This window comes from Pseudomonas sp. TE3895 (assembly GCF_056278855.1).
The window spans coordinates 6,137,012-6,159,818 of sequence record NZ_JBWBQE010000001.1; the positions used below are offsets into that span (position 1 = coordinate 6,137,012).

Consider the following 22,807-nt stretch of genomic DNA (forward strand, 5'->3'; position numbering starts at 1 on the left):
AAGCTTACCCAGCACTTGGCACTGTTGCCTGAAACGTAAAGGTGAATGTCGGCAGAAGCTATTTTTCCTAACGGATCAAGCGCTTATTCTTGACTCACTGGCCGGCTTGAAGGGCTCTCCCCCCCGCCTTTCAAGCCTGCGAGGTTCACCGACGTAGATTTTGAAGCTCCTTGATCTGACGTCTCGATTGGCCGCTGCGGCTTGCAGCGGCCTTTTTTTTGAAATCTGAAAATGCATCCTGGCGGTCAGGTGACCGTCAAGACTTTCAGCGCCGTTGAGATCGGGCGCCGCCCGGACGGCGCCCGACCTCATCGGCGCTGAAACCTCGTCATGACCACGCCACTTTCGGCGGGTAGAAGCTCAGCGGCTGCTCACGAAAGGCCAAGTAGTGGCGCAGCACCTGCACTGGCGCTTCGGTATGCGGGTAATGGCCAATGCCCAGTAACTGCACAGTGTCCGGCTCCGGCACCAGTTGCCGGTAGCGCTCAAGCATGTGCGCGCCGGAAAGCGGGTCGACCACGCCATTGATCAAGCGCAGCGGCACGCCTTTACGTTGCATCGCCCCGACCCAGCGTTCGCGGTGCAACCTGCGCTCCGGCATGTAGCCCACCAGCTTGTGCAGGATGCGCGTGCCCCGGTTGGCAGCGATCAGGCTCCAGAAATCATCCAGCGCGCTTTCACTGGGATGCGTGCAGGGGCCATAGACCTGGATCACGTTACGCACCAGGTCGTCACGCCCGAACGAACGCCCGACCAGCCAGCCAAACCGGCTGAGCAGCAGCTTCTGGATCAGTAGCATGCGGCAGCTTTCGGGGAACAGCCCGCTGTTGAGGAACACGCAACTGGCAATGTCGGCACGCTGCTCATGGTGTCGCGCCAGCAGTTCCTGAGCCACGCTGCCGCCGTAGTCGTGGGCCAACAGGTGCACTGGCTGCGCGACCTGCAGATGGGCAAGCAATGCCTGCTGCAGGTCTGCTTGCTCCATCAGGCTGTAAGTGTGATCGACGGGCTTGTCCGAATCACCAAAGCCAAGCATGTCGCAAGCGATCACCCGGAAACGTTGGCTAAGAGGGCCCCACAGGTAGTGCCAGTCCCAACTGGCGGTGGGGAAACCGTGTAACAGAAGCAGAGGCTCTCCTTGCCCTGCGGTCCAGTAGCGGATGCTCTGGCCCCGGAACATGAAACTCTGTGACCGGGTACGCCAGACGCACAATGGAATCTCGGCCATAGGCATCAGATGGGTCCCGGTGTAGTGGTGTTGGCGGAATAGGGCAAGGCTGCGTTCATTGCATGTCACCTCGGCACTTACATGTGCTCTCTATGTCGAGGCAAAGTCTAGCCAGCAGCCCATTGGCTGGAACTTGCGTTGCCAGCCAGCTTGATGACTGAGCGAGTCAGTGGCACGAACGGTCAGAGCAGCAAGGCCAACAACGGCGCGCGAACAGGTTGAGCAGCCCGGTCAGGACCATCACCAGGCCGGCCACCGAGCCTTCCTCACGGCCCACTTCCTGCGCCCGGCTGACCCCGGCACCATGCGCGCCAACACCGAACAGCGCCCCCCGTGCCAACGGCGTACGCAGCGGCAACCAACGCAACAGCACACCGCCGAACATGGCACCGAGCACGCCGGTGAACATCACGAACACCGCTGTCAGTTCTGGCACCCCACCCAAGTCATGGGCCAGCGGCATGGCAAATGGCGTGGTGATCGAGCGCGGCACCAGCGACAGGCTGGTTGCGCTGTCCAGCGCCAACAGGTGCGCCAGCCCCCAGGAGCTGGCGATCGAGGCACTGCTGCCGGCTACCATGCCCACCATCAGGGCCGGCCAATGGCGCGCCAGCATGGCCCGCTGCTGCCAGATCGGCACTGCGAAGGCTACGGTCACCGGGCCGAGCACGCCCATCAACCAGTGGGTGTTGCGCGCATACTCGGCATAGGCCGTATGCAGCGGCACGGCCACAGCCAGCAGCAACACCGGTACCAGGATCAACGGCGACAGCAGGTAGCGCTTGCTACGCCGGTACAACCAACGGCTACCCAGGTAAGCCAGCAAGGTCAAGGCCAACCAGAACAGCGGCATGGGTTCAAGGCTCACGGCGCAGCCTCCAGCGGCACACCAGCTCCACGGTCATGGCGGTCACTACCATCACCATCAGCGTGCTCACGGCAATCACCAGCAAGATGCGCCAGCCCTCTTCACGGATCAATGCGCCATAGTCGAGCAGGCTCATCAGCGCCGGGATGAAGAACAACAGCATCTCAGCCATCAGCCAGCCGGCCCCCAATTGCAGCGTGGCCGGTTTGAGCACACCCGAAGCGAACAGTATCAACAGCAGTGCCAGGCCCATCACACCACCGGGGATTGGCCAGCCCAGCCAACTGGCAATCTGACCACCAAGCAGGAACAGGGCACAGAGAACCGCCAGCTCGACAAGCAGGCGCAGGGCTTTTTTCAATAATGCAGGTTTCATGGGGGGGTTCCTCGACAGGCCCTCATTTTAGGATTTGGCTGCCTAGGCCAGAAGCGAATTGTTAGACTGCTCACCATTCCAAAATGGAATTCGAAGCATGGAATTCAAACAACTGCGCAGCTTCATCGAAGTGGTGCACCGCGGCGGTTTTACCCAGGCGGCACAGACCCTGCACATCAGCCAGTCGGCCGTGAGCAAGCAGGTGGCCCAGCTTGAGCAAGATGTGGGCCAGCCGCTGCTGGAGCGCCAGGCGTCGCACCTGCACCTGACCGCTGCCGGGCGCATCGTGCTGGAGCGTGGCGAAGCCCTGCTGCGCCAGCGCCAGGCGCTGCTCAACGAGCTGGACGATCTCAGCCAGATGGAGCGTGGCGAACTACGCCTGGGCTTGCCGATGCTTGGCAGCGACACGTTGTTCGCCGGCTTGTTCGCCGAGTACCGGCGGCGCCATCCGAACATCGCCATCCAGCTGCTTGAAGGCGGCAGCCGCAACGTCGAACAGGCCGTCAGAAGTGGCGAACTGGAACTGGGCGGCTGCTTGACGCCCACCGACGAGGCATTCGACTACCAGCCCTTCTGCAACGAACCGCTGGATGCCTTGCTGCCGGCTGGCCATGCCCTGGCGGGCCTGGACGCCGTGGGCCTGAGGCAACTGGCCGATACACCGTTCCTGCTGTACCAGCGCAGTTTCGTGCTCAACGACCGGCTGCTGAAGGCGTGCCAGCAGCAGGGCTTCACCCCCAAGGAAGGCGGGCGCAGCGGCCAGGCGGATTTTTTGGCGGCGCTGGTGGCAGCGGGCCAGGGCGTGGTGATGCTGCCCCGGGTGGTGGCAAAAGCGCTGGAGCGCCCCGGGGTGGTGCGTGTGCCGTTGAATGCGCAGGAGGATTTGCGTTGGGATATCGCGTTTATCTGGCGACGCGGCGCCTACCTGTCACGGGCGGCGCAGGCGTGGTTGGCCTTGTTGCGCGAGCCCCATGGCTAACACGCCTGCGCAGATGCCGGGTCAGGCGTTCAGTGCGCTCGCCAACTCAGCCAGCCAAGGCTCGGCATCCGCCTCCGGGGTCACGGTCTCGCTCGCATCCAGGCGCAGCATTGGCTGCACCTCGCGCACGCCCAGCTCGGCGAACAGCTCACGCATCTGCTCGCCACCCCCGCAATAGGTATCGCCATAACTGGAGTCGCCCAGCGCGATCACCGCACCAGGCAGGCCGCGCCAGGCCGCGGGCAGTGTGTCACGAAGTGTGCTGTACAGCGGCATGAGGTTGTCCGGCAACTCACCCATACCGGTGGTCGAGGTCACGGCCAACAAGGCGTCGGGGGCAAAACCCTGAAGATCCTGAAGGGTGGCACGCGCAGCATGCCAGGCCTCGAAACCCGCCGCCTTGAGTAGCGATTCAGCGTGACGAGCGACTTCTTCGGCGGTGCCATAGACCGAGCCGGAAATAATGGCGACTTTCATCGGGTAGAGGATTCCGAAACTGAGTGAAAACGTAGGATACTAGCATTCAACGCTGGCAAAAGGCCGCCGTTACCAAAGTCGCCATCTTCCGTTTTCCTTCACCTATGGCCCGGACATGATCAACGCGCAATTGCTGCAATCGATGGTCGATGCGTCCAATGACGGCATCGTGGTTGCCGAAAAGGAAGGCGACGACACTATCCTGATCTACGTGAACGCCGCTTTCGAATGCCTCACTGGCTACAGCCGTGACGAGATTCTCTATCAGGATTGCCGGTTCCTGCAGGCTGACGACCGTGACCAGCTCGGCCGCGCACGCATCCGCAAGGCCATGGCCGAAGGCCGCCCCTGCCGCGAAGTACTGCGCAACTATCGCAAGGATGGCAGCGCCTTCTGGAACGAGCTGTCGATCACGCCGGTGAAGAGCGACTTCGACCAGCGCACCTACTTCATCGGCATCCAGAAGGACGTCAGCCGCCAGGTCGAACTGGAACGGGAGCTGGCGGAACTGCGCGCTCGTCCGAAACCCGACGAACGCGCCTGAACCAAGTCCGCCACGCACGGTCAATTCCGTTGAAGAAATCGCCACCACCGAGTTCGATCATGCAAGCAGACGCGCTCCTGACCCAGGACGAGCTGGATTTCATACAGAACATGCAGCATTCGCCACAACTGAACCTGGCTGACACCATGTCGAGCCTGCTGGTCAATGGCGACCGCCGCATTCAAAGCTTGCTTACGCGGCTGGTGGCTAATGAGCAGGTGACCTTGCAGGCCCAGTTCAACAACCAGCAGATCAGTTTCCCGCTGCAGCTGGTAGAGGACGAGTTCCACGCCCTGCACCTGCAGCTGGGTTCACCGGAAATCTACGAAGACGGCCCCATGCTGCGCCCATGGCGCTTGTCGCTCGACCAGCCCAGCGCTCTGCTCAACGCCCATGACGAGGCAAGCGGCCTGTGGGTGCGCGAGATTTCCTTCAAAGGCGTGCTGCTGGAAGTCCGTGATTTGCCAACAGCACCCGCCCGCTTCGAGCTGCGCTTCGCCCCGGGCGGCATCACCCCGATCGAACTGCATGGTGTGTTGGGCCGGCGCATCGGCACGGACCTGGCTGCCTACGACCTCGGCCAAAGCCCAGCCGAAGAAATCGAACGCCTGCGCGACTACATCCTCCAGGCCCACCGCCACGCCCACCCTGAGCTGCACACTCAAGTATCGAGCTGACGGGCCAGAAACTGCCGCAAGCGCTGGCGCATCACACTGCCCTGCGCGCCCAGGCAGGCTACAGGGCTGCCAGCCAGGCTGTGCTGTACCGCTTCCGCCGCTTCACCGGCCAGTAACAACGGGCATTCCAGCATCGACGCCAGGCGCTTGAGGTGCCGGGTGAGCTCTACTGTGGGCGACGGATGGGAAAACAGCACCAAGGCGTCCGGCTTCAGCCGTTCGCAGACCAGCGCAAGCTCTTGCAGCGGCTGCCCGTTCGCCAGCGGGATCACGCGTATTTCATCGCTACCCAGGATCAGACTGGTTACCAGTAACTCAAGCTCATGGCACTGCCCCGGCAATGGCGCCACCAGCACGGTGCGGCTACTCGGCACACGGGCCAGCTGCAAGCGGGCGAAAACCCGACCGCGCAGAAACTGATCATAGAACAGCCATTCGCTGGCCTGCCCATAACCGCCTTGCCGGACTACCATGTCATGCCACACCGGCATGAACACATTGGCGAAAACCTGGTCCAGGGTGCTGGCCGCGAACACCTCGTCATAAAGGCGATCCAGGCCCGCCACGTCGAAGTGCTGTACCGCCAGGCGAATCTGGTTTTGCCAGCGCAAGCAGGGGTCCACCGCGCCGCCGGCCTGCCCGGAGAGAGCATGGCCGCGAGCAAGAATGCTGCCCACCTTGCTGACCGCCACGCCGCGCTCCAGCCAGCCGAGGATACGGCGGATTTCATCGATATCAGCCTGGGAATACAGGCGGTGACCACTGTCGGTACGGATGGGCTGGATCAGCCCATAACGGCGTTCCCAGGCACGAAGGGTCACGGCGTTGACACCGGTCAAGCGTGACACTTCACGAATCGGAAACAGCTCCTGCTGCTCGAAACTCGCATCGATCACCGGTTTACGTCCCTGTTCGTTCATGTGCACGAAGTACCCTGAGTGCGAAGAAACTGAGCACATAGCTTACTACGACTGTGTCGGTCTGTTGGTGCCACCGTTTGCCAGCTGAGCGTTGCCGAAGATCGCAACTGCGCGATAATGCGTGCCCGATTCTTGCATGCACGACTGCGTCGCCCACCACCCCGGGCCACACAGCCAAAGGGGCCAGCTACCCGCCAGCCCCGTTGCCAGGAGATACACAATGTCTACCCCACCCGTCACCCTCATGGTGTCGCGCCGCGCCGCCCATGGCCGCTACCAGGACCTGCTGGCCTGGCTGCACGAAGGCGAACAGCTGGCCACCGACTTCCCTGGCTACCTCGGCTCGGGCATCCTCGCCCCGCCCCGGGATGGCGACGAATTTCAGATCATCTTCCGCTTCAGCGACGAGCCGACCCTGCATGCCTGGGAGCACTCCGCCTCGCGTCGCGCATGGTTACAACGCGGCAACGGTCTGTTCGAGCGCCCCAAAGAGGCGCGCGTTAGCGGTATCGACGACTGGTTCGGCACCAACAGGGTGCAAAAACCGCCACGCTGGAAACAGGCCGTGGCCATCTGGCTGGCGTTTTTCCCTGTCTCGCTGGCCTTCAACCTGGTGTTCGGCCACTGGTTGACGGCACTCGACCTCGTGCCCCGGGTACTGCTCAGCACCCTGGCCCTGACGCCGGTGATGGTGTACCTGTTCATCCCGCTGTCCACCCGCCTGCTGGCCAGTTGGCTACAGGCCTCCCCGCCCGCTGCTGGCGCCTTGCGCAGCCGCTGAGGCCAGGCCATACAACAGGTAAACAGTTCGGGTATGCTGGGTGGCAATCAAAGGACAGACAAGTTGACCACCCCGAACATGAACAGCCCCATTCTCGTTACCGGAGCCAGCCAGCGTGTCGGGCTGGCCCTGGCCCTCGAACTGGCACAGGCCGGCCATACGGTGGTCAGTGCCAGCCGCAGCATCCAGCCGCAGGCAGCCCACCCCAACATCGTGCAGTTTCAGGCCGACCTGTGCCAGGCGGGCGACCGCCAGGCGCTGATCGATCACCTGCACGATCGTTACGACGGACTGCGCGCCATCATCCACAACGCCTCGCTATGGCTCGACGACGGCCTCGACAACCTCGAGACCATGTTCCGGTTGCACGTCGAAGCGCCCTACCACCTCAACCTGGCCCTGGGCGACCTGCTGGCCAAGGTGGAAAAGGCCGACATCATCCACATCTGCGACGAAACCTCCTCGCGCGGCAGTAAAAGCCACATCGGCTACGCCGCCACCAAGGCCGCGCTGCAGAACATGGTGCTGTCATTCGCCGAAAAATATGCGCCCAAGGTGCGTGTGAACGGTATCCTGCCCGGGCTGCTGATCCTCAAGGAAGGGGGTGACGACGCCTACCGCCAGCAAACCCTGAAAAAGGCCCTGCTGGAGTTCGAACCCGGCGCCGGCCCGCTGATCGAGACCGTCAAGTACCTGCTCGCCAGCCAGTACAGCACCGGCAGCCAGGTGGTCATCAACGGTGGCCGCCACCTGAAGAACCGCATGACTTGAGAGAAGACCATGACCCCACAACAACAGCTCGAGCTCGAGGCCGCCGCGTTCCGGCGCCTGGTCGAACACCTGCAAAAGCGCACCGATGTACAGAACATCGACCTGATGAACCTGTCCGGTTTCTGCCGCAACTGCCTGTCCAAGTGGTACAAGGCCGCCGCTGACGAGCGTCAGCTGGACCTGAGCCTGGATGATGCCCGCGAAGCGGTGTACGGCATGCCCTACGCCGAGTGGAAAGCCCAATACCAGAAAGAAGCCAGCGCCGAACAACAAGCGGCGTTCGAAAAAGGAAAAACCTCGTGACTGACCTGAATACCCTGCGCGCAAGCCTGGCCAGCGGCCAACATGTATTTGCCGATACCTTGGCGTTCATTGCCGACAACTACAGCTACCAGCCGCAGGCCTTCAACAACGGCGGCGTGGAGAATGCGGCAGGGCAGAACGAAGGTTCGTGCAAAACCCTGGGCCTGGCCTTGCTTGAAGGGCTGAGCGACCAGGAAGCGCTGCTGGCCTTCGGCGAGCACTACCGTGATGTGGTGGCCACGCCTGAGGGCAGCGACCATGGCAACATCCGTGCACTGATCAAACACGGCCTGGCGGGTGTGAAGTTTGCTGCGCAGCCGCTTGCGCGCAAGGCTTGAGATTGCCGGGGCCGCTTTGCGGCCCCACGATCCTGCGCCCACCATCAATCCATGATGGTGCCAGGCCCCCCACCTTCCAGCCTCCCCTGCCGCAACCACTGCAAGGCCACCGGCCACAGGCTTTCGCGAAACCGGTCATGGAAAAATGCGAAATGGCCAATTTCCTCGGCCGAGATATCCACAGGTGCAATGCGCAGGTGCTTTCGCTCGGCACCCTGTAGATAACCCAACAAACGCTCGGTCGCCGCCACGGTCCCGAAAGGGTCGTCCGTCAGACTGATGGCCAGCGTCGTCGCACGCACCTGGGCGAACGGTAGCGCCGCCAACGCCCGCCCGCTGGGGCGGTGCTCATAACGTGGGGTACGCGTGGTCCAGTCGTGCACCACGCCGGATGGCGTGTCTTCCAGCCAACCCAGGCGCTTGCCGGGAAAGTAGCCGAATACCCGGGTCAACAGCGGCATGACCACATGCCACTTGCCGAACAGCTGCCAGCGCTGGTTGGCCGCGTAGTCGCGCCAGTAGGCGAACTGCGCGCCAACCATCACGACCCGACGGAGCTGGCCAGCCGACGGTGCCAGGCCTACTGCACAACCGCCGAAACTGTGCCCCACCACGTCCACCGGCTGACCTGGGAAATGCGCTGCCGCATGCGCCAGCATGGCTTCAAAATCCAGCCGGCCCCAGTCGCTCCAGGAGGCCTGGAAACCACGCAGCGACGCCGGCCGGGATTCGCCGATGCCACGGTAGTCGTAGGTCAGCACATCGCAGCCGTGGGCGAACAGGTAGTCGGCAAAGCGGGCGTAATAGCGGCAGCGTACCGACGTGGCAGCGTTGATGATCACCAGCGGGCGCTGGGGGTCAGGTTGGGCGTGGCGCCAGCAGAAGCCGCCGAGGCTGTATCCGTCGGCCGCGGGGTGGCGAAATGGGGTAGCGGGTTGGATGAGGCTACTCATGGCGCATTTCCTGTTGTTGTGCGCCAAAACTAGCAAAGATTTTGTAGCTTGTACTGGCCTCTTCGCGGGTGAACCCGCTCCTACAGGGGGAGAACCTGTGGGAGCGGGCTTGCCCGCGAAGAGGCCGGTACAGGCTTACCCGATTACAGCTCGACGCAGTCGAACTTCACATCGGTGGCCACGTCTTCGTCGTAGTTGACGTCAGCGCGCTCGAAGCCGAACAGGTTGAGGAACTGCTTCTTGTAACCGGCGTAGTCAGTCAGCTCGAACAGGTTCTCGGTGGTCACCTGTGGCCACAGGGCCTTGCAGGCGTTTTGCACGTCGTCACGCAGTTCCCAGTCGTCCAGGCGCAGGCGCCCCTTCTCGTCGACCTCTGCCGGCGCACCGTCGGTACGGTACATACGGTCGCGGTACATGCGGTCGAGCTGGTCCTGGGTGCCTTCGTGAACACCTTTCTCCTGCATGATCTTGAAGACCATCGACAGGTACAGTGGCATCACCGGGATGGCCGAGCTGGCCTGGGTAACCACCGACTTGAGCACCGCCACATTGGCGCCGCCTTTCACTTCACCGGCCAGCTTCTGGTTCAGACGCAGGGCAGTTTCGTCCAGGTCCTGCTTGGCCTGGCCCAGTGCACCGTGCCAGTAGATTGGCCAGGTGATATCGCTGCCGATATAGCTGAAGGCCACGGTGCGAGCGCCTTCGGCCAGTACATTGGCGCCAGCCAGCGCATCGATCCACAGCTGCCAGTCCTGGCCACCCATGACGGTGACGGTATCGGCAATTTCCTGCTCGGTGGCCGGCTCGATGCTGGCCTCGATGATGGTGTCCTTGTTGGTGTCGATGGCGGTCGACTTGTATGGCTGGCCGATCGGCTTGAGTGCCGAGCGAATGACTTCACCGGTCTGCGGCAGCTTGCGCACGGGCGAAGCCAGCGAGTAGATGACCAGGTCGACCTTGCCACCCATTTCGTTCTTGATCAGCTCGATGACCTTGGCGCGGGCTTCGTCAGAGAAGGCGTCACCGTTGATCGACTTGCTGTACAGGCCCTCGGCCTTGGCGAACTTGTCGAAGGCGGCAGCGTTGTACCAGCCAGCAGTGCCGGCCTTGGTCTCGGTGCCTGGTTTTTCGAAGAACACGCCCAAGGTGTCGGCCTTGAAGCCGAAGGCCGCCGTGATGCGGGCAGCCAGGCCGTAGCCGCTGGAAGCACCGATGACCAGGACCTTCTTCGGGCCATCCTCGCGTACGCCCAGCTTGCGGGTGGCTTCGATCTGGTCACGGACGTTGAGCTCGCAGCCCTTCGGGTGAGTCGTGGTGCAGATGAAACCGCGAACCTTAGGATGAATGATGGCCAATGTCTGTACCTCGTCAGGTTTATGCCAGGAAAGCGCCGCTTGGGGCGATTCCGATTGATCAGAGGGTGAGACTACCCCCGCAGGTTATCCGACACATATTACGGGGTGATCAGAGGGATGCAAAACCAGAGTTCTTCTGTGCAGGAAGGACATGGCTGCTTGAAATCCAGATTGGCGGGTTAGAACGCCGGGCACCCATTGATTTGCTTTTCACATCAATCCGAAAGAAAAACAAACTTAACAAATAAGCCAATCCCGCCGATGCTGGCGGCACTACGCCCATTGCACGGAGAACAACAACATGAACGACGTGGTGATCGTCGCCGCAACCCGCACCGCCATCGGCAGCTTCCAGGGCGCCTTGGCCACTGTGCCTGCGGTCGACCTCGGCGCCGCCGTGATCAAGCAACTGCTGAAACAAACCGGGCTGGACCCGGCGCAGGTCGACGAAGTCATCCTCGGCCAAGTGCTCACTGCCGGTGCCGGTCAGAACCCGGCACGCCAGGCAGCGATCAAGGCTGGCCTGCCCTTCAGCGTACCGGCCCTGACCTTGAACAAGGTCTGCGGCTCGGGCCTCAAGGCCCTGCACCTGGCCGCCCAGGCGATCCGCTGCGGCGATGCCGAGGTGGTGATTGCCGGTGGCCAGGAGAACATGAGCCTAGCCCCCTACGTGATGCCCTCGGCCCGCACCGGCCAACGCATGGGCCATGGCCAACTGATCGACAGCATGATCACGGACGGCCTGTGGGATGCCTTCAATGACTACCACATGGGCATCACTGCCGAAAACCTGGTGGACAAGTACGGCCTCAGCCGTGAGCAGCAGGATGCCTTTGCTGCCGAATCGCAGCGCAAGGCAGTGGCAGCGATCGAGGCCGGCCGTTTCGACGCTGAAATCACCCCCATCGTGCTGCCGCAGAAAAAGGGCGAGCCCAAGGTTTTTGCCCGTGACGAGCAACCACGCCCGGACACCACCGCCGAGTCCCTGGCCAAACTGCGCCCGGCCTTCAAGAAGGACGGCAGCGTCACCGCAGGCAATGCCTCCAGCCTGAACGACGGCGCCGCCGCCGTGCTTTTGATGAGCGCAGCGAAGGCCAAGGCGTTGGGCCTGCCGGTGCTGGCGAAGATCGCCGCCTATGCCAGTGCCGGGGTAGACCCCGCGATCATGGGTATTGGTCCGGTTTCGGCGACCCAGCGTTGCCTGGACAAGGCCGGTTGGCAACTGGCCGAACTGGACCTGATCGAAGCCAACGAAGCCTTTGCCGCCCAGGCGCTGGCCGTGGGCAATGCGCTGGCATGGGATGCCGCGCGGGTTAACGTCAATGGAGGAGCGATTGCCCTGGGCCACCCGATTGGTGCTTCCGGGTGCAGGGTGCTGGTGACCCTGCTGCACGAGATGATCAAACGGGATGCCAAAAAAGGCCTGGCGACCTTGTGCATTGGTGGTGGGCAAGGGGTGGCGCTGGCCATCGAACGTTGATTGATTCAAGCAGGCCCGGCCTCTTCGCGGGGAAACCCGCGCCTACACTGATCGGTGACGGACACACATCGGTGATCGGGCGCAGGCCGTCGTAGGAGCGGGTTTACCCGCGAAAGGGCCGGGCCTGCTGGCCAGTTTCCACCAGCCGTTCACCGTTGCAGCCGCCATCGTATTCGCGGGTAAACCCGCTCCTACACTGATCGATGATGGACACACATCGGTGATCGGGCGCAGGCCGTCGTAGGAGCGGGTTTACCCGCGAAAGGGCCGGGCCTGCTGGCCAGTTTCCACCAGCCGTTCACCGTTGCAGCCGCCATCGTATTCGCGGGTAAACCCGCGCCTACACTGATCGATGATGGACACACATCGGTGATCGGACGCAGGCCGTCGTAGGAGCGGGTTTACCCGCGAAGAGGCCGGCACAGGCAGCAACTGTTCAAGCCGCGACTCGGTCCTGCTCCAGCGAAGCGGCGAGCACCGCCACTTCCTGGCACTTCTGCACGGCCAGGTCCACTGGGCTTTCCAGCAACGAACAGGCCGGCGCCAACCACAGCCGCTCACCCAGGCGTTCATGGGCTTCGTGCAGCAGCCCCAGGGTCTTGCCCAGATCGCAAGGCGAGGCGTTGCGACCGTCGACCAGGCCCAGCGACAGTACCTTGTAGGCCGGCAGGCGGTCGAGAATGGTCTGGTACTGCTCGGGCGCCTGAACCAGATCGACGTGCAGGCCATCAACCGGCAGGTTGGCGGCCAGGCCGAGGTTGCCTTCCAGGCCGCCGAAGTACGTGGCGATCAGCTTCTTCAACGGTGCGCGTTGAAGGATGTTGTAGACACGTTCATAGGCATTTTTCCAATCCTGGGGCAGGTCCTGGGCGAGGATGGGTTCATCGATCTGCACCCATTCAACGCCATGGTCGGCCAGGCGGTTGAGAAGCTGGTCATACACGGGCAGCAGGCGGTCAAGCAGCTCCAGCTTGTCGAAGTCACCGCCCACGGTCTGGCCCTGCCACAGGTAGGTCAAGGGGCCGATCACCACCGGCTTGACTGCATGACCCAGAGCCTTGGCGTGCTCCACTTCTTCGAACAGTGGTTCCCAGTTCAGAACCAACGGCTGATCGCCTGCGCTAAGCACGTGGCTGTCCCAGGCGAAGTCGCCGACCGGCACCAGCTCGATGCCAGCGTCTTTCTGCACCTGCCAGTGGCGGGCACGCAGCTCGCGGTCACGGCCGATGTGTGGAAAGCCCAGGTTATGTGCCAGTGCCATGTCTTGTCCCTTCAGCATGCTTGAATGAATAAGGGGGATTCTCCGGCTGACGGGGTATTGAGACAAACTCATTAAATTTGAGATGAACCCAAGAAATCTTCATGATCATGCTGTCATGGTCTTCGCGCCCCATGTCTCATTCAGATCACCACCTTGCGCATCCGGACATGACCCGGCTCGCCTTCTGCCGCACAATGCCACCCTGACCACACCAGGTGCCCGGCCAACATGAGCCTGCTGAAAACCGCCCTGCGCGAACAGAACTTCGTCTGTGTCATGGAGTTCGTCCCCAAGCCTTCCGCAGAACGCTTTGCCGCCATGGAAGCGATCATGGCCCGTGCGCACCTGTGCGGCTGGCCTATGACCGTGGCCATCGGTGATCGTGTCGGCAGCCCGCTGGACATGTCACCGCTGGACGCGCTCGCCTCGTTCAGCAACCCGGTGCCTGCCCTGCCGCATTTTTCAGGCAAGGATCGCGAACGCCACCACCTGCTCGCCCAACTGCAGCGCATGGACGCCGCCGGGCTCGACCAGCTGTTACTGCTGACTGGCGACCGCCTGCCCGGCCATGAACCTGGCCAGCGCCCGGTGCGTTATCTGGAATCGGTCGCCGCCCTGCAGGTTGCCCGCCAGGCCTGCCCGCACTGGCTGCTGGGTGCGGCGCTGAACCCGTTCAAGTACCACGAGGAAGAAGGCGGCGCCCAGTACTTCAAGGCCGAGAAAAAGCTCGCAGCGGGGGCTGACTTCCTCACCTTGCAACTGGGCTTCGATGCCGCCAAGCATCAGGAAGCCATACACTGGATGCGCCGCCAGGCCACACCCAAGCCCATGCTGGCCTGCCTCATGAGCCTCACCCACGGGCGCGCGGCGATGCTGGACCACGTGGCCGGCGTGACTGTCACGCCCTCCATGCGCGACATGCTCGAAGCGGAGACGGCGCAGTCCAAGGCCTTTGCCCAGGCGCGCAGTGTTGACCGCCTGGCCTTGCAGATCATCGGTACAAAGCTGATGGGGTACGCCGGTGTGCACCTGTCAGGGGTTCACACACTCGAACAGTTGCTGGCCCTTGAGACCCGTATCGAGCACTGGCAATCCCAGGTTCAGTCCCTGGAGCAATGGGCACCGGCCTGGCACGCCAGCTGGCAGATGCCTGGCCTGCCGGCGGTGACCTTCCATCCGCCACAGGCTGGCTGGCGCCTGGACGAGTCACGGGTCGATGCCTCATTCAAGGAAAAAGCCCGCTATCACCTGATGCATGGCATGCATTCACTGCTGTTCAGCCGGCGCAACGGCCTGAGCAAGGCCTTCGGCTGGGCAGTGCGCCAGCCTCTGTGGGCAACACGCGCTGGCGCACACGTGCTACACACGCTGGAGCGCAGTGTGAAGCGCCCCCTGGTGGGTTGCGACACCTGCGGCCGTTGCCGCCTGGAAGACACCTTGTATATCTGCCCGGAAACTTGCCCTAAAGGCCTGGCCAATGGCCCTTGCGGCGGAACCGCCCTGAATCGCTGCGAGTTCGGCGACCGCGAGTGCATCCACAGCGTCAAGTACCGCACCGCCAAAGCCGTGCGGCAAACCGCTGTGCTGACCGAGCGCCTGATCCCGTGCATCGAGGTCGAAACCCGCCACCGCAGCTCATGGCCGCAGTGGTTCGCAGGGCAGGCGCCGCAGCGGCTCAGCCCGCAGCCATTGCCTCGAAGCCAGCCCGAATCGTAGCCTCGGGCAGTTCATCGGCAATGAACACCATCACGCTCTCGCGTGCTTCGCCTGCAGCCCACTCGGCGTCCCAGTCGAAGCCATAAAGCTTGAGCACGCCCTGAAACACCAGCTTGCGTTCCTCGCCGGCAATGTTCAGCACGCCCTTGTAGCGCAGCAGCTGTTTGCCGTGGGTTTCCAGCAGCTCGTTCATGAAGCTGCTGAGGCGGTCGATATCCAGCGGGGTTTCGGTACGCAGCACCATCGTGGAGATACGGTCCGGGGTGGCAGGCTTGAGCACCGGTCGCAACATCGGTTTCAGGTTCACCCCAAGGTCGGGGTTGAGGTTGAAACCGCGCACATCCAGTAATTCAGCCAGGTCGATGCAGCCGTGTTCGACTACACGGATCGCAGCCCTGCTATTGATGCGGGCCAGGCGTTCGCGCAGGGCTTCAACCGCAGCGGGCTCGACCAGGTCGGTCTTGCTCAGCAGCAGACGATCGGCAAAGCCGACCTGGGCCTGAGCGATGGTCTGGGTCAGGTGCAGTTCGGCATGCGCGGCATCGACAAGGGTGATGATGCCGTCGAGGATGTAGCGCTCACGCAGCTCCTCGTCGATGAAGAACGTTTGCGCGACCGGCGCCGGGTCGGCCAGGCCGGTGCATTCGATCACCAGGCGATCGAAGGCGATTTCCCCCGCATCCAGGCGTTCAAGCAGCAGGTAAAGAGCGCGAGTCAGGTCGCCATGGATGCTGCAGCATACACAACCGTTGGCCAAGGTCATGACCTGCACCGGCTGGTCACCCAGCAGTTGGCTGTCGATGCCGGCCTCGCTGAATTCGTTTTCGATCACGGCGAGCTTCAGGCCATGCTCGGCCTTGAGCATGTGCTTGAGCAAGGTGGTCTTGCCGGCACCGAGGAAGCCTGTGAGGACGGTTACGGGAATGGGCGTCTGCACGCAAAATACTCCTGAATCTGAAAATGACTGTGGGAGCCGGTTACCCAGGCTCCCACAGGTTTACACGTACCGCAGGCTCAACAGCACTTGGGCCCGGACTTGCCACCGTAGCGTGCTTCCTGGCGTTCGCGGAAGAACGCCTCGTAGCTCATCACCGGCTTGTCCGGATGCGTTTTCTGCATGTGTTCGACATAGTTGTCGTAGTCGGGCATGCCGACCATCAGGCGGGCTGCCTGCCCCAGGTATTTGCCCAGTCGACCCAAGTCGTTGAACATGATTGCAGTCCTCTCGATTACGCGTCAGGCAACGCCTGGAACGGGGTTTCCTTGTCGCTGCGTTCTTTGCGGCCCAAGGCGGCGTAGCCGACCTTGATGGCGAAGAACAGGATGCTGAAGACCACCAGCAGGAACAAGATCGTCAGGCCCGCGTTGGTGTAGGCGTTGAAGATCACGTGCTGCATCTGCCCGATGTCCTTGGCCGGGGCCAGTACCTGGCCGGCGTCCAGCGCAGTGCTGTACTTCTTGGCCAAGGCCAGGAAGCCGACAGCCGGGTTGGGGTCGAACAGCTTGATCAGGCCTGCAGCCGTGGTGCAGATCAGCAGCCATACGGCCGGCAGCAGGGTGACCCAGATGTAGCGCTGACGCTTCATCTTGATCAGCACCACAGTACCGAGCATCAAGGCGATACCGGCCAGCATCTGGTTGGAGATACCAAACAGCGGCCACAGGGTGTTGATGCCACCCAGCGGGTCGATGACGCCCTGGTACAGCAGATAGCCCCAAAGTGCCACGCAGCCAGCAGTGGCAAGCAGGTTGGCCCCCCACGATTCAGTGCGTTTGAGTGCAGGCACGAAGCTGCCCAGCAGGTCCTGCAGCATGAAGCGCCCGGCACGGGTACCAGCGTCTACCGCAGTGAGGATGAACAGCGCCTCGAACAGGATCGCGAAGTGGTACCAGAAGGCCATGGTGTTTTCACCTGGCAACACCTGGTGCAGGATCTGCGCGATACCGACCGCCAGGGTGGGCGCACCGCCGGCACGGGCCAGAATGGTGTGCTCGCCGATGTCACGGGCAACGGCTTCGAGCTGCTCGGGTGTAATCAGGAAGCCCCAACTGCTGACGGTCTGCGCCACCGACGTGACATCGGTACCGACCACTGCAGCCGGGCTGTTCATGGCGAAGTACACGCCCGGTTCGATCACCGAGGCCGCAACCATGGCCATGATGGCGACGAACGATTCCATCAGCATGCCGCCGTAGCCGATATAGCGGGCGTTGGTTTCGTTATCCAGCAGCTTGGGGGTGGTCCCCGAGGAAATCAGCGCGTGGAAGCCGGACACCGCACCACAGGCAATGGTGATGAACAGGAACGGGAACAGGGTACCCTTCCACACCGGGCCCGTACCGTCGGTGAACTGGGTCAGCGCCGGCATTTTCAGCTCGGGAGCGATGATCAGGATACCGATGGCCAGGCCAAGGATCGTGCCGATCTTGAGGAAGGTCGACAGGTAGTCACGCGGCGCCAGCACCAGCCACACCGGCAGCACGGCGGCGACAAAACCGTAGCCCACCAGCATCCAGGTGATCTGCACGCCGGTGAACGTGAACGCCGGGCCCCACACCGGGTCTGCAGCGATCACGCCCCCCAGCCAGATCGAGGCCAGCAGCAGTACCACGCCAACGACCGAGATTTCGCCAATACGGCCCGGACGGATGTAGCGCATGTAGATGCCCATGAACATCGCGATCGGGATGGTCGCCATCACCGTGAACATGCCCCATGGGCTTTCGGCCAGGGCCTTGACCACGATCAGTGCCAGCACCGCGAGGATGATGATCATGATCAGGAAGCAGCCAAACAGGGCGATGGTGCCCGGGATTCTGCCCATTTCCTCGCGCACCATGTCGCCCAGCGAGCGCCCATTGCGGCGGGTAGACAGGAACAGGACCATGAAGTCCTGCACCGCACCGGCCAGCACCACGCCGGCGATCAGCCAGAGCGTGCCGGGCAGGTAGCCCATTTGCGCGGCGAGTACCGGCCCGACCAAGGGGCCCGCGCCGGCGATGGCAGCGAAGTGGTGACCGAAAAGAATGTGTTTGTTGGTCGGAACGTAGTCCAGGCCGTCGTTGTTGAGCACCGCCGGGGTGGCACGGCGCGGGTCGAGTTGCATCACCTTGGTGGCGATGAACAGGCTGTAGTAACGATAGGCGACCAGGTAGATGGCCACTGCCGCGACCACGATCCACAAGGCGTTGATCGCCTCGCCGCGACGCAGGGCAACCACACCCAGTGCGCAGGCACCTATGACTGCCAGCGCCAGCCACGGAATATGGCGTAGCAGGCTATTATTGTTGTTCATGGTTAGCTTCCAGCTGGTGGATTGGAAAGACCGCCCACCGAGTCTAGGGCCAGTCAAGCGGCATTGCCACACTTGCTTCGTTCTAGAGCCTCTGCGGCCAGATTGCAGTACCTGATGCACATGCAACTCTAACTATAGTCAGGATGACACCTGATGACCTATTCGAGGATCCATGCCATGAGCGATCATGACGAACGCCGCCGCTTTCAACGCATCGACTTCGATGCCCCCACCGAGCTGCGCCAGGGGCTGAAACGCTGGCCTGCAAAACTGCTGGACCTTTCACTCAAAGGCTTGCTGATCGAACGCCCCGCAGGCTGGGATGCCGACCTGACCCAGGACTTCGACGCCATCATCGAGCTGGACGAGGAAACCCGTGTGCAGATGCAGGTCGAACTGCGCCACGAAGAACCGGACCGCCTGGGCTTCATCTGCCTGTACATCGACCTCGACTCGATGAGCCATTTGCACCGTCTTGTGGAATTGAACGTGGCTGACAGCACCGAAATGATGCGTGAGCTGCGTGAACTCATCGAATAATAAAATCTCTTAGCTAGCTAATAGCCTTCCCGCCTGGTGTTTCTTGTCTACCCAGACAGCTTTAAGCCTGGGTAGCGTTGCTTTGTACACACCCTTCTAATACAGCTTCTGCCAAGTTGGTACGCCTTCTGCATTGGGTTTTAACACACCCTGCGGCCGGATCTGTTCGCGCTCCGATCAAAATATTGTATACAATTCTTGTGGCAATCATTTGTAGGAAGTGTCTACAGTAGCGGCACAACAATAAACAGAGAGCCTGCTCCATGACTACGTCCCCTAGCACGTCTCCCGCCAAGCGACCCGAGGATGAAAACCTCGGTCTTGGTGCCAACCTGGCCTATGGTCTGCAGCATGTGCTGACCATGTATGGTGGGATCGTCGCAGTACCCCTGATCCTGGGGCAGGCCGCGGGCCTGAATGGTGCCGAAATCGGCATGCTGATCGCCGCATCGCTGTTCGCCGGTGGCCTTGCCACCCTGCTGCAGACCCTTGGCCTGCCGTTCTTCGGTTGCCAGTTGCCACTTGTGCAAGGCGTGTCGTTCGCCGGTGTGGCGACCATGGGTGCGATCCTGAGTAGCGAGGGGGGCGGTGGCCTGCCAGGGGTGCTCGGCGCGGTCATGGCTGCGTCGCTGATCGGCTTTCTGATCACACCGGTGTTTTCGCGCATCACCAAGTTCTTCCCGCCGCTGGTGACCGGTATCGTCATCACCACCATCGGCCTGACCCTGATGCCGGTTGCTGCACGCTGGGTAATGGGTGGCAACAGCGCCTCGCCGGAGTTCGGCAGCGTGGCCAACATCGGCCTGGCCGGGCTGACCTTCGCCATCGTGCTGCTGCTGAGCAAGCTTGGCAGCGCAACCATCTCACGCCTGTCGATACTGCTGGCCATGGTGGTCGGCACGCTGATCGCCTGGGCATTGGGCATGACCGATTTCAGCAAGGTCGGCGAAGGCCCGATGTTCGCCTTCCCCACGCCTTTCCACTTTGGCATGCCGGAGTTCCACATCGCCGCGATCCTGTCGATGTGTATCGTGATCATGGTCACCCTGGTGGAAACGTCGGCCGATATCCTCGCCGTGGGTGAGATCATCGACACCAAGGTGGACTCCAAGCGCCTGGGCAACGGCCTGCGCGCCGACATGGCATCAAGCATCCTGGCGCCGATTTTCGGTTCATTCACCCAGAGCGCGTTCGCCCAGAACGTCGGCCTGGTGGCCGTGACTGGGGTCAAGAGCCGCTACGTGGTGGCTACCGGCGGCGTGATTCTGGTGGTACTCGGCCTGCTGCCAGTCATGGGCCGGGTGATTGCCGCCGTGCCTACCCCGGTACTGGGCGGCGCCGGTATCGTGCTGTTCGGCACCGTGGCGGCCAGCGGTATCCGCACCCTGTCCAAGGTCAGCTACAAGAACAACGTCAACCTGATCATCGTCGCGGCCTCGCTGGGCTTCGGCATGATCCCGATTGCCGCGCCGACCTTCTACCACCACTTCCCGAACTGGTTCGAGACCATCTTCCACTCCGGCATCAGCTCGGCGGCGATCATGGCCATCCTGCTGAACCTGATCTTCAACCACTTCACCACCGGCAACTCGGAAAACCAGTCAGTGTTCGCTGCAGCCTACGAGCGGACCATCCAGTATTCGGACATTTCCGCGCTGCGTGATGGGGACTACTTCAAAGATGGCAAGCTGTTCGATGCCGAAGGTAACGAAGTGCCGATGCTGGAACTGGACGAGCATGGCAATGAAACGGTCAGGCGCACGGCCGTTGCCGAGCACTGACTGATTGCAGGAGCGAGCTTGCTCGCTCCTGCACACTATTCGAACAATGCATCCAGCGCCTGTTCCAGGCGGGTAACGGCAATCACCTGCAAACCCGCAGGCGCTTCTTTCGGCGCATTGCCCTTGGGTACGATGGCACGCTTGAAGCCGTGCTTGGCCGCTTCCTTCAAGCGCTCCTGACCACTGGGCACCGGCCGTACCTCGCCCGACAAGCCAATCTCGCCAAACACCAGCAAACCGTGGGCCAGTGGCCGGTTACGCAAGCTGGACATCACCGCCGCCAGCAGCGCCAGGTCCGAAGCCGTTTCCAGCACCTTCACTCCGCCGACCACGTTGAGAAACACATCCTGGTCATGGGTCGGGATACCGCCATGGCGGTGGAGCACCGCCAACAACATGGCCAGGCGGTTCTGGTCCAGGCCCAAGGTTACCCGCCGCGGGTTGGCCAGATGGCTATCGTCGACCAGCGCCTGCACCTCGACCAGCATTGGCCGGGTACCCTCCCAGGTTGCCATCACCACGCTACCCGGCACCTCTTCCTGAGTACGGTTGAGGAAGATCGCCGACGGGTTGGATACCTCCTTGAGACCACGATCGGTCATGCCGAACACGCCCAGCTCGTTGACCGCGCCAAAGCGGTTCTTGACCGCCCGCAGCAAGCGCAGCCGGCCATCGGACTCACCTTCGAAATACAGCACCGTGTCGACCATGTGCTCCAGCACCCTTGGGCCAGCCAGCGAGCCTTCCTTGGTCACGTGGCCGACCAGAAAGATTGCCGTACCGCTTTGCTTGGCATAGCGCACCAGCAACGCTGTGCTTTCGCGCACCTGGGCCACGCCGCCCGGGGCCGATTGCAACTGCTCGGTGAAAATGGTCTGGATCGAGTCGATCACCATTACCCGCGGCTTCTCGACCCGCGCTGTGGCAATGATCGTCTCGATGCAGGTTTCGGTCATCACCTTGAGCTGGTCCTGGGGTAGGCCCAGCCGCCGCGAGCGCATGGCCACCTGCTGCTGCGACTCCTCCCCCGTGACATACAGTGCCGGCATGCCCACGGCGATGTTGCACAAGGTCTGTAGCAAAATGGTCGACTTGCCGATGCCGGGGTCACCGCCAATCAGCACCACCGAGCCATCCACCAAGCCGCCACCCAGCACGCGGTCCAGTTCGGTGCTGCTGGTCGTGAAACGCGGGATTTCCTCGACACTGACTTCGGCCAGGGTCTTGATCTGCGCTTGCTGTCCTGTCCAGCCAGCGCGGCCGCTACTGGGTGCAGCAGCGCCGCCGCTTTCGATCATGGTTTCGACCAGGGTGTTCCAGGCCCCGCATTCGCCGCACTGGCCGGCCCATTTGGGGAAGGTCGCGCCGCATTCGGTGCAGCCATACAAGCGCTTGGCCTTGGCCATGGGTGGGGTCTCCTGGAAAAATTCGCCATGATAACTGAGCAGGACGTGTCTCGAACGCCTCGAGATGCGACAAAACTATTCGTTCTAACTGCAGTCAGTAGCCCTGAACACAACGCATGAAGCGTTTAAGTGGCTTACACTGCGTTAACCTCACCTTTTGTTACAAGGAACCAAACATGGGCGTGCTCAACGAGTTCAAGGCTTTCGCAGTCAAAGGCAATGTCGTCGACATGGCGGTCGGTATCATCATCGGCGCGGCCTTCGGCAAGATCGTCTCGTCCTTCGTCGGCGACGTGATCATGCCGCCACTGGGCCTGCTGATCGGTGGCGTGGACTTCAGCGACCTGGCCATTACCCTGAAGGCTGCCGAAGGTGACGTGCCAGCGGTGATGCTGGCGTATGGCAAGTTCATCCAGACCGTGATCGACTTCCTGATCGTGGCCTTTGCCATCTTCATGGGCGTGAAGGCGATCAACAAGCTCAAGCGTGAAGAAGCCGTGGCACCGACTACGCCGCCTGTGCCTTCGGCTGAAGAGACGCTGCTGACCGAAATCCGCGATTTGCTCAAGACGCAGAACCAGAACCGCTTGCCTTGAAATTGCCGGGGGCGCTGTAGGAGCGGGCATGCTGGCGAAGAATCCAGTGCGGTGGATGGCACCGGCTTCGCCGGTGTTCGCGGGTAAACCCGCTCCTACACGGCGGCCTGTGTTAAACCTCCGATGTGTGTCCACCACCAATCTGTGTAGGCGCGGGTTTA

At 62.2% G+C, this 22,807-nt stretch carries 23 protein-coding genes and 1 pseudogene; 12 read left to right on the forward strand and 12 right to left on the reverse strand.

The features are described from left to right. Positions 1 to 328 precede the first annotated feature (328 nt). The 3 genes and pseudogenes from ACZ889_RS27765 to ACZ889_RS27775 form a co-directional block, all read right to left on the reverse strand. Positions 329 to 1,234, reverse strand: coding sequence for an alpha/beta fold hydrolase (locus ACZ889_RS27765; RefSeq protein WP_180689264.1), 906 nt, complete (start codon positions 1,232 to 1,234; stop codon positions 329 to 331). Between the two features lie 176 nt (positions 1,235 to 1,410). Beyond that, positions 1,411 to 2,096 (reverse strand): annotated as a pseudogene (locus ACZ889_RS27770) (LrgB family protein). Then, positions 2,086 to 2,472, reverse strand: a complete 387-nt coding sequence (locus ACZ889_RS27775; protein WP_180689263.1) for a CidA/LrgA family protein — start codon at positions 2,470 to 2,472, stop codon at positions 2,086 to 2,088. The pseudogene ACZ889_RS27770 and the gene ACZ889_RS27775 overlap by 11 nt, the downstream one beginning before the upstream one ends. Before the next feature lie 97 nt (positions 2,473 to 2,569). Here ACZ889_RS27775 and ACZ889_RS27780 point away from each other — a divergent pair, with 97 nt between their 5' ends. After that, positions 2,570 to 3,451 carry a LysR family transcriptional regulator gene (locus tag ACZ889_RS27780; RefSeq protein ID WP_003251658.1) on the forward strand — a complete coding sequence of 294 codons (882 nt, stop codon included), beginning with the start codon at positions 2,570 to 2,572 and terminating at the stop codon, positions 3,449 to 3,451. A 21-nt stretch (positions 3,452 to 3,472) separates the two neighbouring features. Here ACZ889_RS27780 and ACZ889_RS27785 read toward each other — a convergent pair whose 3' ends face one another. Then, positions 3,473 to 3,928 carry a flavodoxin gene (locus tag ACZ889_RS27785; RefSeq protein ID WP_003251656.1) on the reverse strand — a complete coding sequence of 152 codons (456 nt, stop codon included), beginning with the start codon at positions 3,926 to 3,928 and terminating at the stop codon, positions 3,473 to 3,475. Between the two features lie 115 nt (positions 3,929 to 4,043). Between ACZ889_RS27785 and ACZ889_RS27790 the strand changes: the two genes are divergently transcribed. After that, positions 4,044 to 4,472, forward strand: a complete 429-nt coding sequence (locus ACZ889_RS27790; RefSeq protein WP_003251655.1) for a PAS sensor domain-containing protein — start codon at positions 4,044 to 4,046, stop codon at positions 4,470 to 4,472. A gap of 59 nt (positions 4,473 to 4,531) precedes the next feature. After that, complete coding sequence (locus tag ACZ889_RS27795; protein WP_060546326.1) at positions 4,532 to 5,149, forward strand: hypothetical protein; 618 nt, start codon at positions 4,532 to 4,534, stop codon at positions 5,147 to 5,149. On the opposite strand, the gene ACZ889_RS27800 is transcribed toward ACZ889_RS27795, so the two are convergent. Beyond that, on the reverse strand, positions 5,134 to 6,069 hold the full coding sequence (locus ACZ889_RS27800) for a MerR family transcriptional regulator (protein ID WP_060546324.1): 936 nt from the start codon (positions 6,067 to 6,069) through the stop codon (positions 5,134 to 5,136). The genes ACZ889_RS27795 and ACZ889_RS27800 overlap by 16 nt on opposite strands. 220 nt (positions 6,070 to 6,289) lie before the next feature. On the opposite strand from ACZ889_RS27800, the gene ACZ889_RS27805 reads away from it, so the two are divergent. Genes ACZ889_RS27805 through ACZ889_RS27820 form a run of 4 tightly spaced genes read left to right on the forward strand, consistent with a single transcriptional unit; the run spans position 6,290 to position 8,262 of the window. After that, positions 6,290 to 6,850 carry a putative antibiotic biosynthesis monooxygenase gene (locus ACZ889_RS27805; protein ID WP_003251651.1) on the forward strand — a complete coding sequence of 187 codons (561 nt, stop codon included), beginning with the start codon at positions 6,290 to 6,292 and terminating at the stop codon, positions 6,848 to 6,850. A gap of 33 nt (positions 6,851 to 6,883) precedes the next feature. Next, positions 6,884 to 7,621: a dihydromonapterin reductase gene (folM, locus tag ACZ889_RS27810; protein WP_010955293.1), complete on the forward strand. Its 738-nt coding sequence runs from the start codon at positions 6,884 to 6,886 to the stop codon at positions 7,619 to 7,621. 9 nt (positions 7,622 to 7,630) lie between these two features. Continuing rightward, entirely contained in the window at positions 7,631 to 7,924 is a 294-nt protein-coding gene (locus ACZ889_RS27815; RefSeq protein ID WP_003251648.1) for a DUF1244 domain-containing protein, read from the forward strand. Further along, a complete protein-coding gene (locus ACZ889_RS27820) occupies positions 7,921 to 8,262 on the forward strand; it encodes a HopJ type III effector protein (RefSeq protein WP_003251646.1) in 342 nt (113 codons plus the stop codon). Before ACZ889_RS27815 ends, ACZ889_RS27820 begins: the two co-directional genes overlap by 4 nt. 44 nt (positions 8,263 to 8,306) lie before the next feature. Here ACZ889_RS27820 and ACZ889_RS27825 read toward each other — a convergent pair whose 3' ends face one another. Together ACZ889_RS27825 and fabV are read right to left on the reverse strand one after the other, a co-directional pair. Further along, positions 8,307 to 9,215 carry an alpha/beta hydrolase family protein gene (locus ACZ889_RS27825; RefSeq protein WP_476258001.1) on the reverse strand — a complete coding sequence of 303 codons (909 nt, stop codon included), beginning with the start codon at positions 9,213 to 9,215 and terminating at the stop codon, positions 8,307 to 8,309. A gap of 143 nt (positions 9,216 to 9,358) precedes the next feature. After that, positions 9,359 to 10,570 carry an enoyl-ACP reductase FabV gene (gene fabV, locus ACZ889_RS27830; RefSeq protein ID WP_003251642.1) on the reverse strand — a complete coding sequence of 404 codons (1,212 nt, stop codon included), beginning with the start codon at positions 10,568 to 10,570 and terminating at the stop codon, positions 9,359 to 9,361. A gap of 301 nt (positions 10,571 to 10,871) precedes the next feature. Here fabV and ACZ889_RS27835 point away from each other — a divergent pair, with 301 nt between their 5' ends. Continuing rightward, positions 10,872 to 12,050, forward strand: coding sequence for an acetyl-CoA C-acetyltransferase (locus tag ACZ889_RS27835; protein WP_019752537.1), 1,179 nt, complete (start codon positions 10,872 to 10,874; stop codon positions 12,048 to 12,050). 436 nt (positions 12,051 to 12,486) lie between these two features. Here the strand turns inward: ACZ889_RS27835 and ACZ889_RS27840 are convergent, their stop codons facing one another. Further along, positions 12,487 to 13,311: a 5-methyltetrahydropteroyltriglutamate--homocysteine methyltransferase gene (locus ACZ889_RS27840; protein ID WP_180689261.1), complete on the reverse strand. Its 825-nt coding sequence runs from the start codon at positions 13,309 to 13,311 to the stop codon at positions 12,487 to 12,489. A 228-nt stretch (positions 13,312 to 13,539) separates the two neighbouring features. Between ACZ889_RS27840 and ACZ889_RS27845 the strand changes: the two genes are divergently transcribed. After that, entirely contained in the window at positions 13,540 to 15,027 is a 1,488-nt protein-coding gene (locus ACZ889_RS27845; protein WP_180689260.1) for a methylenetetrahydrofolate reductase C-terminal domain-containing protein, read from the forward strand. On the opposite strand, the gene yjiA is transcribed toward ACZ889_RS27845, so the two are convergent. From yjiA to ACZ889_RS27860, 3 genes are all read right to left on the reverse strand, one after another. Beyond that, positions 14,987 to 15,964, reverse strand: coding sequence for a GTPase (gene yjiA / locus ACZ889_RS27850; protein ID WP_476258002.1), 978 nt, complete (start codon positions 15,962 to 15,964; stop codon positions 14,987 to 14,989). The two genes, ACZ889_RS27845 and yjiA, sit on opposite strands and share 41 nt — an antisense overlap. Positions 15,965 to 16,041: 77 nt before the next feature. Further along, positions 16,042 to 16,239 carry a YbdD/YjiX family protein gene (locus ACZ889_RS27855; protein ID WP_003251633.1) on the reverse strand — a complete coding sequence of 66 codons (198 nt, stop codon included), beginning with the start codon at positions 16,237 to 16,239 and terminating at the stop codon, positions 16,042 to 16,044. A gap of 17 nt (positions 16,240 to 16,256) precedes the next feature. After that, a complete protein-coding gene (locus ACZ889_RS27860) occupies positions 16,257 to 18,323 on the reverse strand; it encodes a carbon starvation CstA family protein (protein WP_476258003.1) in 2,067 nt (688 codons plus the stop codon). A 177-nt stretch (positions 18,324 to 18,500) separates the two neighbouring features. Between ACZ889_RS27860 and ACZ889_RS27865 the strand changes: the two genes are divergently transcribed. Both ACZ889_RS27865 and ACZ889_RS27870 read left to right on the forward strand, forming a co-directional pair. Continuing rightward, positions 18,501 to 18,863 (forward strand): PilZ domain-containing protein, encoded by a 363-nt coding sequence (locus ACZ889_RS27865; RefSeq protein ID WP_476258004.1) that lies wholly within the window; start codon positions 18,501 to 18,503, stop codon positions 18,861 to 18,863. Between the two features lie 263 nt (positions 18,864 to 19,126). After that, positions 19,127 to 20,644 (forward strand): nucleobase:cation symporter-2 family protein, encoded by a 1,518-nt coding sequence (locus ACZ889_RS27870; protein ID WP_003251628.1) that lies wholly within the window; start codon positions 19,127 to 19,129, stop codon positions 20,642 to 20,644. Positions 20,645 to 20,679: 35 nt separating this feature from the next. On the opposite strand, the gene radA is transcribed toward ACZ889_RS27870, so the two are convergent. Beyond that, positions 20,680 to 22,050 (reverse strand): DNA repair protein RadA, encoded by a 1,371-nt coding sequence (radA, locus tag ACZ889_RS27875; RefSeq protein ID WP_003251626.1) that lies wholly within the window; start codon positions 22,048 to 22,050, stop codon positions 20,680 to 20,682. A gap of 176 nt (positions 22,051 to 22,226) precedes the next feature. On the opposite strand from radA, the gene mscL reads away from it, so the two are divergent. Further along, positions 22,227 to 22,646, forward strand: coding sequence for a large-conductance mechanosensitive channel protein MscL (mscL, locus tag ACZ889_RS27880; RefSeq protein ID WP_014592354.1), 420 nt, complete (start codon positions 22,227 to 22,229; stop codon positions 22,644 to 22,646). The last annotated feature ends 161 nt before the right edge of the window (positions 22,647 to 22,807 follow it).